This window comes from Treponema rectale (genome assembly GCF_014202035.1).
GTDB lineage: Bacteria > Spirochaetota > Spirochaetia > Treponematales > Treponemataceae > Treponema_D > Treponema_D rectale.
In genome coordinates this window covers 133,171-145,786 of sequence record NZ_JACHFR010000001.1, presented here as the reverse complement: position 1 = coordinate 145,786, position 12,616 = coordinate 133,171, and the positions used below count along the sequence as shown (strand labels likewise).

General features: G+C 39.9%; 14 protein-coding genes. 7 read left to right on the top strand and 7 right to left on the bottom strand.

Features of this window, described 5'->3' with window-relative positions; all coding sequences use genetic code 11:
- From HNP77_RS00590 to HNP77_RS00570, 5 genes are read right to left on the bottom strand one after another with little or no spacing between them, the layout of a single operon-like run.
- A complete protein-coding gene (locus HNP77_RS00590) occupies positions 1–768 on the bottom strand; it encodes a glycosyltransferase family 2 protein (protein ID WP_184651221.1) in 768 nt (255 codons plus the stop codon).
- Between the two features lie 15 nt (positions 769–783).
- Entirely contained in the window at positions 784–1,155 is a 372-nt protein-coding gene (locus HNP77_RS00585; RefSeq protein WP_184651220.1) for an ApeI family dehydratase, read from the bottom strand.
- On the bottom strand, positions 1,155–3,176 hold the full coding sequence (locus tag HNP77_RS00580; RefSeq protein WP_184651219.1) for an AMP-binding protein: 2,022 nt from the start codon (positions 3,174–3,176) through the stop codon (positions 1,155–1,157). The genes HNP77_RS00585 and HNP77_RS00580 overlap by 1 nt, the downstream gene beginning before the upstream one ends.
- Positions 3,177–3,199: 23 nt before the next feature.
- Positions 3,200–3,445, bottom strand: a complete 246-nt coding sequence (locus tag HNP77_RS00575; protein ID WP_184651218.1) for an acyl carrier protein — start codon at positions 3,443–3,445, stop codon at positions 3,200–3,202.
- 10 nt (positions 3,446–3,455) lie between these two features.
- Positions 3,456–3,719, bottom strand: a complete 264-nt coding sequence (locus HNP77_RS00570; protein ID WP_184651217.1) for a phosphopantetheine-binding protein — start codon at positions 3,717–3,719, stop codon at positions 3,456–3,458.
- A gap of 92 nt (positions 3,720–3,811) precedes the next feature.
- On the opposite strand from HNP77_RS00570, the gene HNP77_RS00565 reads away from it, so the two are divergent.
- From HNP77_RS00565 to HNP77_RS00545, 5 genes are read left to right on the top strand one after another with little or no spacing between them, the layout of a single operon-like run.
- Positions 3,812–4,930, top strand: coding sequence for a methyltransferase (locus HNP77_RS00565; protein WP_184651216.1), 1,119 nt, complete (start codon positions 3,812–3,814; stop codon positions 4,928–4,930).
- Positions 4,927–5,529: a beta-ketoacyl synthase chain length factor gene (locus HNP77_RS00560; RefSeq protein WP_184651215.1), complete on the top strand. Its 603-nt coding sequence runs from the start codon at positions 4,927–4,929 to the stop codon at positions 5,527–5,529. The genes HNP77_RS00565 and HNP77_RS00560 overlap by 4 nt, the downstream gene beginning before the upstream one ends.
- Complete coding sequence (locus HNP77_RS00555; protein ID WP_184651214.1) at positions 5,526–6,368, top strand: lysophospholipid acyltransferase family protein; 843 nt, start codon at positions 5,526–5,528, stop codon at positions 6,366–6,368. The genes HNP77_RS00560 and HNP77_RS00555 overlap by 4 nt, the downstream gene beginning before the upstream one ends.
- Entirely contained in the window at positions 6,343–7,224 is an 882-nt protein-coding gene (locus HNP77_RS00550) for an alpha/beta hydrolase (protein WP_184651213.1), read from the top strand. Before HNP77_RS00555 ends, HNP77_RS00550 begins: the two co-directional genes overlap by 26 nt.
- Positions 7,224–8,834, top strand: coding sequence for an NAD(P)/FAD-dependent oxidoreductase (locus HNP77_RS00545; RefSeq protein ID WP_184651212.1), 1,611 nt, complete (start codon positions 7,224–7,226; stop codon positions 8,832–8,834). Before HNP77_RS00550 ends, HNP77_RS00545 begins: the two co-directional genes overlap by 1 nt.
- Here HNP77_RS00545 and folE2 read toward each other — a convergent pair.
- Both folE2 and folD read right to left on the bottom strand, forming a co-directional pair.
- On the bottom strand, positions 8,818–9,603 hold the full coding sequence (gene folE2 / locus HNP77_RS00540; RefSeq protein ID WP_184651211.1) for a GTP cyclohydrolase FolE2: 786 nt from the start codon (positions 9,601–9,603) through the stop codon (positions 8,818–8,820). The two genes, HNP77_RS00545 and folE2, sit on opposite strands and share 17 nt — an antisense overlap.
- A complete protein-coding gene (folD, locus tag HNP77_RS00535; protein ID WP_184651210.1) occupies positions 9,600–10,475 on the bottom strand; it encodes a bifunctional methylenetetrahydrofolate dehydrogenase/methenyltetrahydrofolate cyclohydrolase FolD in 876 nt (291 codons plus the stop codon). The genes folE2 and folD overlap by 4 nt, the downstream gene beginning before the upstream one ends.
- A 162-nt stretch (positions 10,476–10,637) precedes the next feature.
- Here folD and HNP77_RS00530 point away from each other — a divergent pair, with 162 nt between their 5' ends.
- Complete coding sequence (locus HNP77_RS00530) at positions 10,638–11,252, top strand: TP0733 family outer membrane beta-barrel protein (RefSeq protein WP_184651209.1); 615 nt, start codon at positions 10,638–10,640, stop codon at positions 11,250–11,252.
- Positions 11,253–11,268: 16 nt separating this feature from the next.
- Positions 11,269–12,606: a hypothetical protein gene (locus HNP77_RS00525; RefSeq protein WP_184651208.1), complete on the top strand. Its 1,338-nt coding sequence runs from the start codon at positions 11,269–11,271 to the stop codon at positions 12,604–12,606.
- Positions 12,607–12,616 lie beyond the last annotated feature (10 nt).

Here is a 12,616-nt window from a genome sequence, read left to right as displayed (position 1 = left end):
TTAATGATTCCGTTTACCAGTTAAAAATAATTTCCGTATAAAGAGCCTTACAAGCAAAAGCGGCGATCTTATAATCATTCCGGCACAAAGCCTTGCAAAAGTACATGATATGGCAACATTATCCCTTACCATTTTAAAATTAGAAACGCCATCTTTAGGATATGTAACGTGAACTCCTGCATTAACAAGTCCTGTATTTATCCAGAGCATGCGTACAAGAATCTCTGCATCAAATCCCATACGGTGATTAATGTAAGGAGTAAAATTTAAAACCCTGATAAAAGGTTTTACCGGATAAAGCCTGAAACCGCATAACACATCCTTTATATCAGGACGCCAGCTTACAACTCTTGCCCATCCGTTTGAAAACTCCCGTCCGTTTTTTCTTGCAGCAGGAACACTCTCATCATATTCAGGATAACCGCAGATTATGGCATCAGGATTTTTTTCTGAAAGTTCAATAAACTCACGGCACTTTGCAATATCATGCTGACCGTCAGAATCCACCTGAAAAATGTGAGTGAAGCCTTCTTTATGTGCACGCCTTACAGCTGCAAAAACAGCAGAACCTTTTCCTTTGTTTTTTTCATAACTTACAAGAATCACTTCTTTATGCAGCTCTGCACATTTCTTTATCAGAGTTTTATCCGGCTCTCCATTACCGTCATCAACGACAATTACAGGACAGTTAAAAACAAGAAGCGATTTTACCACATCCTCCAGTGTCGAACCATGATTATAAACCGGAACAACAAAACACAATTTCATAAAATTTTCCTGTGATTAATTTTTATTCATTTCTGCATCAGCATAAAAATAAGATCCGGTAGAAAAACATCCGCCATCTTTTTTTGCAAGGGAAAATGATACAGATTTCTTTTCTTTGTTTACAGAGAGACTCAAAATAACCTGTGTGTCAGGAAGAACCGGACTTAAAAATTTAAATCTCTTTGCCCTGCTGACAGTACACGGAACGTTAAAATATTCAGAAGCAAACCTTGTCACAATCTGAACCTGAGCTACAGCCGGAAGAAGCTTAAACTCAGGAAAGTGTCCGTCAAAAAAATCACACTCTGCCGGAATTAAAAACTCCAGTTCTACAGAATCTTCTGTGCGCGACTTTACCTTTTCATTTTCTATTGAATGATGTTCCATTAGTCCTGCTCTGATTTTTCAAATAATTTAACGATTTCATCCTTATGCTTTTTACCCTGTACGTCTACAGGAAGTTTTTCAACAAAGCGCCACTTTTTCGGGATGACAACATTTTCAAAATAATTAGTAAGAAAATCATGAAAATAATTATTAAGAACAAGCTTTCTCTGACCTTCAAACTTCTTCATTCCTTCATCATTCAATTCAATTGCAGCAGCAAGATACTGACGTCTGTCTTCCAGAGCAACTACCTTAACATCCCTTACAAGTTTTGTTTCCAGAATGCGGTTTTCAACCTCAGTCATGCTTATGCGTTTTTCTTCAATCTTTACAATTGAATCAGAACGTCCCTTCAGCAGGAATCTGCCGTCATCAAAAATCTCAACAAGATCTGCTGTAGCAAACCCCTCAGGATCTTTTATATAAGGAGAAATAATTCTAAGACAGCCGTCCTCTCCTTTCCATATCTTTGCATTGTCAAAAGGAGTAAAATACAAACCATCCTTACTCTGCTGCCTGTATGCAATTCCGGAAGTCTCTGTTGAACCATATACTTCGAGAGGACAGAACCCGAACACTTCAAGAGTTTTTTTAGAAAGTTCCGGTGAACATGCGCCTCCTGATGTAAAAATAAAACAGTCATCAAGAGGAAGCTTTTCCTCAACCTCAACAGTTCTCTTAAGGAATGCAGGCGTTGCAATTATGATATATTTATCATCAGTCAGACTTTCAAATTCCTCAGGAAACTCTATTCTCTTTCTTCTGAAAGGAACGCCAAGAGAAAACGGAAGGCTTATTCCAAAAAGAAAGCCGTAAATATGATGCTGGCTTACTGTGGTTACAAGACGGCGGCTTAAAAAATCACGGGCCCATCTGCTTATGATAAAAGCGTTATCTGCCTCAAATTCAGTCATGCGCTGATGTACAGCCTTCGGCTTACCGGTAGAACCTGAAGTATACATGAGAATCTGTGTATCATCGTTGTTAATAGAAGGAATTGTACGGAAATCTTCACTTTCAGCAGTTTCTGCAATTACATCAGGAATAAAATCCGCATTAAACTTTGCATCAACATTCTGATCCGTTAAAAAATTATAGCCGTCTTTTTTTATTTCACAGAGAAAACTTTCCGTTATATTCTGAGTAAGGTGAACAGTTTTTTTACACTGTAAAAGAGAAGCAAACGTCACAAGAAAATACCAGTAATCTTCACAGTGAAGGATCCATTCAGAAACCCTCTTATTTTTTTCTGAAGTAAGGAAGTTCCTCATGCGGGAAGTTTCTATAAGAAAATCTTTCCACGTTTTATAACTGCCTGAAGAATATTTATCTTCATAACAGAGAATAAAATCATCAGGACGTGAAGAACTCTTAAATTTTGTAAAAGCAAACGATTCAGGCATTTTTTTATCCACCATTTTTCTGATAATATATTCCACGGTAAAAAGAATTCCCATCAACACATAAAAAATTCCACCGTTGTATACAGACCACAAAGCATCAGCCTGAGCCGGAGTCAGACCGAAAAGTTTCTGAGAAAAAGCCGTACATACAGAAATGCTTCCATTAATAATGAAAAAAAAGCACCATACTATACAAACTTTTTTACAGTAGGCTTCCACCATTTTTTCACACACAGTATTTTTTACAGGCTTTCTTCCCATCAGTGCAAATCTGAATATGATGTTGGGACCAAAGAACAGTGTGCTTGAAAAAACAATCAGCAGCATTGCTGATATCACTACAGAATACAGCTTTAAAAAAACCGTCTGATTAGTTAAAAAACAGACTATTCCGGCAGTCATGAACAGTAAGGCAGATACCATCGGTTTCCAGCTCATGGATGACTTTTTTTTATCACTGCGTTTTCCTGTAAGTGCAATAAAAAATGCCAGTGCAAGTCCCACAATACAAAGTGACAGAATTCGCACCGGCAATTTTAAAATAACAAGAAAAGTAAAAATAAGAACCGGATACAAAGCCGCAGTTACATAAAATAAAATCTTGAAAAATAATTTCATAAACAGCGGCCGCCGGATTCTTTTTACTGCTCCGTATAAGGAAGAAGTGTCGTTACTGCATCTTCTACAGTGCGGACAGATTTAAAAATCTCAGGATCAATTCTTCCAGGAATAAATTCCTTTGTTTTTACAACAAGATCAATAAAATCAATGGAATCCAGATCAAGATCATTAACAAGATGTGCTTCAGGAACAACATCTGCTTCATCAATTTCAAAATCCTTTACAAGAATTTCCTTAACTTTTGAAAACAATTCGTCATGAGTCATAAAACAATCCTTACGCCTTAGCTTTTTCTGCAGAAATGTATTCTGCCAGTGCATTTACAGAAGCAAAATGTTTTTTATTATCTGCACTTTCCGAAGAGAACTTTACGCCAAACTTCTTCTTAAGAGCTACACCAAGTTCAAGAGCATCAATAGAATCAAGTCCCAGTCCAGAACCGAACAATGGTTCTGAATCAATGATATCTTCCGGCTTTACATCTTCAAGATCCAGAGAATCAATAATTACTTCCTTTATCTGCTGTTTTAATTCGTCCATAATGTTTTGAGTATAACTAAACAGACGGTTTAATGCAATATAACGCCCTTATTATTGAAAGTAAATCAATCATCCGATAGAATCATAGAACTATGGATAAAGCTTTATATAACGATGACACTTTTAAAAATGACAAGATTCGCGCTGTAGATGCAAAATTCGAAGCACAGAAAATCGCATTCAGCCCCCTTACTTTTCAGGCTGTACGTGCACTTATCGAAACAGGACTTCTTCAGATGATTGAAGACGCAGGAGATGAAGGAATTTCCCGCACACAGCTTGCAGAAAAATCAAAAATCAGTGAATACGGCGTAGGCGTTCTCTGCGAAATGGCACTGGGAATGGACGTACTTAAATTCAGTAAAGATACAACTGATTTCCATAATGAAAAATTCGTTCTCGGAAAGACAGGATGGATGCTTCTTGAAGACGATCTTACAAAAGCAAACTTTAATTTTACAAATGACATCTGCTATCAGGGAGCCTGGGACCTTCTTGATTCAATAAAGAATTCAAAGCCTGAAGGTCTCAAAGTTTTCGGAACTCAGTGGACAACTATTTATGAAGCTTTATCGACACTGCCGGAACGTGCAAAAAAATCCTGGTTTGATTTTGATCATTTTTATTCAGACATAGCATTTCCGGAAGCACTTCCTATCGTATATGCAAAAAAACCGAAGCACCTCATTGATATCGGAGGCAACACTGCAAAGTGGGCAATAGCTTCCTGCAAATTCGACAGCGATGTTCACGTAACAATCGTTGATCTTCCGGGACAGACCGCAGTTGCAGAAAAAAATGCAGCCGCAGCCGGTTTTGCAGACAGAATCTCTACCTGCGCAGGAAACATTCTCAGGGAAGAAACAAAGCTTCCTTCAAAACCTGATGCCGTATGGATGAGTCAGTTTCTTGACTGCTTCTCCCTTCACCAGATTTCTAAAATTGCAAAAAAAGTATATGAAGCAGCTGACGAGAATACAAACGTTTACGTACTTGAACCTTTATGGGACAAACAGCACTTTACGGCAAGCTCATATTCCCTTCAGGCAACTTCCCTCTATTTTACCTGCATGGCAAACGGAAACTCAAAAATGTACCGTTTCCAGGAACTGGTAGACGCAATTGAAGAATCCGGACTTGAATTGAAGACCGCACACCACAATCTCGGATCAAACTGCTATTCACTGCTGGTATTCAACAAGAAAAAATGATTCTCTATTTTTCTAAGCCTGAATTTTATATTCCGGATCCGTCACAGCCAGAGTCTTCTCCTAAACTTGAATTTACGACGCCGCTGTTCAGAAGAAGGCTCAGTCAGCTTACAAAAATGATAGTTCAGGTTGTTCATGACGTAACAGAAACTACAGGAATAAAAAACGCAAAGCAGGTCTTTATCTCAAAGCGGGGAGACATCGGACGGGAATTCTCCATAAACGAGCAGCTCATCAACGATGAAGAAATTCTTCCGGCAGGCTTTTCCCTGTCAGTGTTCAATACCCCGATTGCACAGGCAACCCTGGCCTGCTCCTTAAAAAGCGGATACTCAGTAATATTTCCTTCAAAAGGAAACCTTTATCAGGCACTCCAGGCAGCACTTGCACCGGTTATCTGTAAAGACGAAAAAGAAATGCTCATTGCTTACGGAGATGAATACATTCAGGAAGAATACGGTTCCCTCAGACCTGAAGACAACAGGGCAATGGCTTTTGCAGTAATTGCTTCTTCAGAAAAAAAAGAAGGATGGAAGCCTCTCGAACTCAAGGAATTAAAGGCTCTCTCTCCTGAGGAAATTCTGGAAAAATTAAAATGAAAACCATTGATCCTAAATATGACCACAGTGAACTTCCAAAGCCTAAGAACTTACTCCTGCACTTTTACAGGTGTTTAGGAAAATGTACTGCCATTATTTATTTTACAATAGGCGGAATGATTCTTGGCTCTATAGTTTTTCCCCTGATTTTTCTTATCTCCTGGAACAAAAAAATATTTAAAAGACGGGCACAAAGTTTTATAAGCATGACATTCCGGCACTTTACTTTCATGCTCCGTCTCCTTCAGCTGATGGAACTTCATGTAGAAGGAAAAGACACTCTGAAGAATTTAAAATCTACAATAGTTGTTGCAAACCACCCTTCCCTTCTGGATGTAGTAATCCTTATTTCTTTGATACGTAACGCAGACTGCATAGTCCGGGGAAGTCTCGTACACACGCCCTTTGTATTTGTAATCAAATATCTGTATCTGGTTAACACACTCGGTTCTGAAGAAATGTTTTCTCTTGCAGACAAATCACTTTCAGACGGAACAAACCTGATCATATTCCCTGAAGGAACAAGAACTCCCCGCCACGGTACAAATTCCTATAAACGCGGAGCCGGGCACATTGCATACAAAAGCAAAAAAAACATTCTTCCGGTTTATATCGGGGGAACTGATAAATACGGCCTTGGAAAACATGACCCGTACTTCAGTTTTCTGCCGGACAGCAAGCTGGTTTATACAATAAAAGTTCTGGAAACAGTCAGCATAGACAAATACAGCGGACTTGAAGAGCAGATTGCCGCCAGACGCATAACAGAAGACATAAAACAAATACTGGATAAAGCAAAAGAGGAAGATCCTTATGCAGATAAAAACAAACAGAACTAAAATTCTTCTTTCACTGTTTTTTTCAGTATTTCTTTTTTCTGCCCACACAGAAAAAGTAAAAAAAGAAGTAATCAATATCTGGCAGGATGTTCCTTCCATGAAGCACTGCCGCGTAATAATGGAAGCATGGATTCCTGAAGACTGTAACGGAAGCGCTGCCATCATCTGTGCGGGAGGAAGTTACGATCATCTTGGAATCATTACAGAAAGCTACTCCACGGCAAAATGGTTCAACTCAAATAAAACCGCCGCATTTGTACTGTGGTACCGTGTCGCAAAAAACAACTGGCACTATCCTGCCATGATGGAAGACTTTCAGAGAGCCGTTCAGATTATCAGGGAATCATCAGAAAAGTTTAAAATCAGTCCGGATAAAGTTGCGGCCATCGGATTTTCTGCAGGAGGACATCTCGTATGCTGGGCAGGAGAATTCGGCAGCAGAATAAACCATCTTGCAAAACTTGGAATAAAAACTAACGTAAGCCTCAGACCGGATATAACCATTCCAGTATACCCGGTAGTTACAATGGATAAAGACATAGGACATGCCTGGTCAAGAAAAAGTCTTCTCGGAAAAAATCCTTCTCAGGAAGAAATGGACTCTCTTTCTCTTGAAAAAAATGTTCCTGACGACATGATTCCGACATACCTTGTAGCCTGCGAAGATGATCCTGTTGTCATTTACGAAAACTCAGTCCGTCTTGCAAAAGCCCTTGAAGAAAAAAATACAGATTATTTTTTTAAAACCTATCCCTGGGGCGGACACGGCTTCGGCATGCTGAACAACAAATTCATGAAAACATTCAGATGGAATGAAGACCTTAAAACCTGGCTTACAGAAAGAGGATTTTTCTAATGGTTAAAGAAATTTCAATATGTCTGCTTCCTGAGCAGGAAACAAATCAGAGCATAATTAATTCAGCAATTCAAAAAGAATTAAAAAAAGCCGGCATCAATGCACAAAAAAATGATATAACCAGTGTATTCATTAAGAAATCAATCGATGCCCGCCACTCAAAAATAAAACTCTACCTGCGCTATAAAGTATACATCGGAGAAAAACCGGAAGATGAACTTAATTCACTTCCTGACTGGAAAAAGACTGACGGAAAAACCTCAGTGGTAATTATCGGTTCAGGACCTGCAGGACTTTTCGGTGCCCTCACTCTTCTTGAGCATGGAATAAAACCTGTGATTCTTGAACGCGGAAGCTCAACTTCAGAACGTAAAAGGGACATTGCTGCCATAAGTACGAAAAATATTGTTGACGACAACTCAAACTATTGTTTCGGAGAAGGCGGTGCCGGTACATTTTCAGATGGAAAATTATACACCAGAAGCAACAAGCGCGGTAACATTCCTCTTATATTAAAAATATTCGCTCATTTCGGTGCAGATAAAAAAATTATCACCGATGCACATCCTCACATAGGAACGGACAGACTCCCTGCAATTATCAACAACATGAGAAACTTCATAATTGAATGCGGAGGAGAATTTCATTTTGATACAAAAGCCGTTGCCATAATGACAGAAAGTTCTTCTAAAAAGTTTTCAGCTGTAAAAACCGTAAACGTAAAAACAGGAGAAGAAAAAATATTCAGGGCAGATGCCTGCCTTCTGGCAACAGGACACTCTGCATCAGATATTTACCAGATGATGGCAGAAGCAGCTCCGGAATCACTTGAAGCAAAAACATTTGCAGCCGGAGTCAGGGTTGAACATCCGAGAGAACTTATAGATGCAATTCAGTTTCACGGAACTAAGCCTGAAAATTTCGGAGCAGCAGAATATTCCCTTGTAACACAGGCAGAAGACAGAGGCGTATACAGTTTCTGCATGTGTCCAGGCGGATTTGTCGTACCAAGCGCCAGCGGACAGAATCAGATTGTCGTAAACGGAATGAGTGCTGCAAAACGAAACAGTAAATGGAGCAATGCAGCCATTGTTGTAGAAATCAGACCTGAAGACATTCCTGCAGAATTTAAGAAACAGGCAGAAGAAAAAGGATGCCCGGCTCTTGCAGGACTTTTATGGCGTACCTGGCTTGAAGAACTTACATTCAAAAATGCACAGGGTCAGAAAGCCCCTGCACAAATAATGACAGACTTTATGGAAGGAAAACTTTCTGAAAAACTTCCAGCATCAAGCTATGCACCGGGAGTAATTTCAAGCAGGCTGGATCAGTGGCTTCCTGCTCATATTTCTAAAAGACTTAAGGAAGCATTTCCGGTATTCAATAAAAAAATGAAGGGCTACCTGTGTGACTGTGCGCTGCTCATTGCTTCTGAAACCCGTACAAGTACCCCTGTAAGAATTCTTCGTGATAAAGAAACCTGCGAATCTGTCTGCATAGAAAGCCTTTATCCTGCAGGAGAAGGCTCAGGCTACGCAGGCGGAATCGTCAGTTCTGCAATGGATGGCGTCAAATGCTGTAATGCACTGGCAGCTAAGCTTTGTAAGTAGCAGTTGCATAAGCATTGTGATTGTGAATGCTTTCATAGTTTTCACATTCAATGCTGAAATAAGAAAAAGGTTTTTCACTTTTATCAAATTTCTTCAATGCAACATAAACTTCCCTGACCACGTCTTCCACAAAACGAGGATTGTCATAAGCATGCTCGGTAACGTATTTTTCGTCCGGCCGTTTTAACAGACTGTACAAACCTGAAGAAGCACAGTTCTCTACAAGTTCAATGACGTCTTCAATCCAGAAAAGACTTGAGTTTTCAAGACGTACTGTAACAGTACCCCTCTGATTGTGTGCCCCGTACGCACTTATTGCTTTTGAGCAGGGACATACCGTCGTAACCGGAACTTCAATCTTTACAAAGAAATCATGGCTGCCGTCACTTCTTACTTCCCCTTCATAAGTACAGGTATAACTCATGATACTTTTTTCCCTGCTTACAGGTGCAGTCTTTTCCATAAAAAAAGGAAACTTCATGCTGCCAAAAGCCTGCTGTGCTTCTAAAGACGCCCTGATTTCCTCAAGCATCACAAGAAACTGCTTCATGCCGAGATCCTGATGATGTTTGTGAAAAATATCCACAAAGCGGCTCATGTGAGTTCCCTTATAATCATGAGGAAGATTTACAAAAAGATTTACTTCTGCAGTAGTGGCCTGAGTCCGGTTTACTTTATCCAGAACTTTAACCGGGTACTTTAAGTTCTTAACTCCAACTTTTTCAAGAGGAACTTCCCTGTTATCAGGCGTATTCTGAATGTCTATCATTTTAAAGTATTCTCCGCAGCCTGGAGTGTATTGTAAATAAGCATTGCAATGGTCATAGGACCAACTCCACCTGGAACCGGCGTGATAAAGGAAGCTTTTTCTTTTATTCCTTCAAAATCTACATCTCCTACAAGACGGAAACCGCTTTTTTTAGAACTGTCAGGAATTCTGTTTACGCCTACATCAATTACAACAGCTCCATCTTTTATCATGTCTGCAGTTAAAGTAGAAGGATGACCGCTTGCTGCAATGACAATGTCTGCATCTTTTGTAAATTCCGCGATATTTTTTGTTCCGGTATGACATACAGTTACCGTTGCATTAAATTCTTTACGAAGCATTAAAAGTGCCATAGGCTTGCCGACTATATTGCTTCTTCCGATTACGACGCATTTTTTTCCTGAAGTTTCAATTCCTGCTTCCTTTAAAAGAACAGTTATTCCGTTTGGAGTACACGGCAGAAAACCGTCTTCTCCGGTAACAAGTTTTCCCACATTAACCGGATGAAAACCGTCTACATCTTTTTCAGGAAGTATTGCATTTGTAACTTTCTTTTCATCAATATGCTTCGGAAGTGGAAGCTGAACAAGAATTCCGTGAACTTCAGGATCTTTATTAAGTTCATCTATAAGCCTGAGCACCTCTTCCTCTGAAGTTTCTGCCGGAAGAATTACGCTGCGGTCAACCATGCCGGCTTCTGCAAGAGCTTTCCGCTTACCGGTAACATAACTTACACTTGCAGGATTATCTCCCACAAGAACTACGGCAAGACACGGACGGATTCCTTTTTCATTCAGCGATGCAACTTTAGCAGCAACATCACTCTTTACTTTTGCGGCAACAGCCTTTCCGTCAATAATAACAGCGCTCATAATGTAACCTTCCCCTGTGTTAAATTTTCTATAATATTGAAACTGAAAACAATAAAATGTATGATTATGCCGTTTCTATAGAAATTACAGTTGATATATTATAGAAAAACAACATAAATTGCCATATAAAGTATTTTGGCTCATACATTCAAGAGAGGAATTATGAAACGTTTATTCACGACAGCATGCCTTTTGCTTGCCCTGACCTTTTCTGCTGCAGCACAGACAACCGAAGATGACACCATCTATTTTGAACCGCAGCATATTGAAAACAAAGCCGGTGACCAGAACATCAGGCTTGCTCTGGGACTTGTATTTCCCCTCAATTTTCCTGACATACCTTCCCTGTTTGAAACGGACGGAACTCAGCTGAGCCTTGGAGGAATGGGAAGTCTCGGGTACCACCGTTTCATTGCAAAGGACTTTGCCCTTGGTTTTGACGTTTCCTTTGGATTTAATCCTACAATCGGAAGCCACATATTCAATTATGTACCAATTCTTTTTTCTGCAATGTACCAGCCAACATGGAACAAACTTGAATTCCCGCTCACCCTCAACATCGGTTTTGCATGGGAATCTTACAATAACGACAACTACTTTCCGGGACTCATAATCAAACCTGAAATCGGAGTACACTACCGCTTTAACCAGGACTGGTCTGCCGGTTTAGAAGCATCCTATATTTTTATGCCTCAGTTCTGTGAACTGTACGGAACAGGAGAAAATTATTTCGGACAGTTTGCAACAATCTCAGCCGTAGCCCGCTACTATTTCTAATAATAAGGAAGAAAGAATGTATAAAGGAATAAAAACATTACTGACATTATCAGCTGCAGCAGTTCTTTTTTCTGCATGCCATGACAACCTTTTTGAATCAATTAACAATGAAGTAAAACTTGAGTCAAACGGAATCAACGGAGCCGCAGCAATTTCCCGTTACGCAGATTATCTTCTGTTCCCTACAGGACAGCTTTACTACAAGACTAACGAATCTTCAAATACAACAGGCCTTTACAACAGACAATGGAACAAAGCCCAGCTTCCTGCAACAGAAAAAGTCGACTACATAGCAGGACAGTGTTATTATGCAGTTTCAGACAGCACGAACCTTTACATAACCATGCACACCTGGTATGAAAACTCTTCCGGATACAACAGCATTAAGAACAGACAGATATTCACTACAACAGATACGGATTTCTCTGATGGAATTGAATGGACGGAAATAACACTTGATGACACAATCACTCCAATCAAGCTCTTCATGAACAATGCCGTTGATGCCGCAAACAGAATTGCCTACCTGAGGGCTTATGATTCTGAAAACTCAACCTACAAAATATATAAGCTTAACGGTTCTTCTGCCCCGGAAGAACTTACCGATGAATCAACCGGTCTCAGTACCGATACTGTAACGGCAGTTTACTTCCCTAAAGACGGAAATACTTACTTCAGCAAATACTATTCACTGACTGCAAATGATGAATACATGTACTACACAACCACATACAGCAGTTCAGGAGCAATGACCACAGGTTCTTCAATTTTCAGGGCAAACGGCTACGGTACATACTATACATATTCATCAGCTTCTGATTCCAGCGTAACAGATCCTTCTGCTGCAGGCTGGTATGAAAAAGATTCTGATGACAACTATGTACTGACCTCTGATACAGAAAAGGCCTCCGGCAAAACCTATTATACCCGCTCATCCGCTGAAGGATTCCTTCTTGATTCAGAAGCAGCATCCTCAACTTCATGCAATGCAGGCGGAATCATTTCAATTGCAGTTACAAGCAATTACCTGCTTTTAGGAACAACCTCAGGACTTTCCAGAGTTGTACTTTCAAGCACAGGTTCATCCACTTCACTGGATAATATTCCTTATACTTCTTCCGCATCCTTCAGCAACAATGGTGATTCAATCATCACAGAATACGGAATGAGTGTTTTTGCCCTCGATCCTTCAGCAGCAGAAGGCGATGATGATGAATATGTAGCATCCGTTATTTACGGTTCAATTTCAGGTTCATCCGACAACTGGGAAGATACAGGTCTTTACGCATATTATAAAAACAGAGGAACCTGGAACCGTGACGGAACTTCTGATAATTCTTCCAACGGAAACTGATCAGACAGCA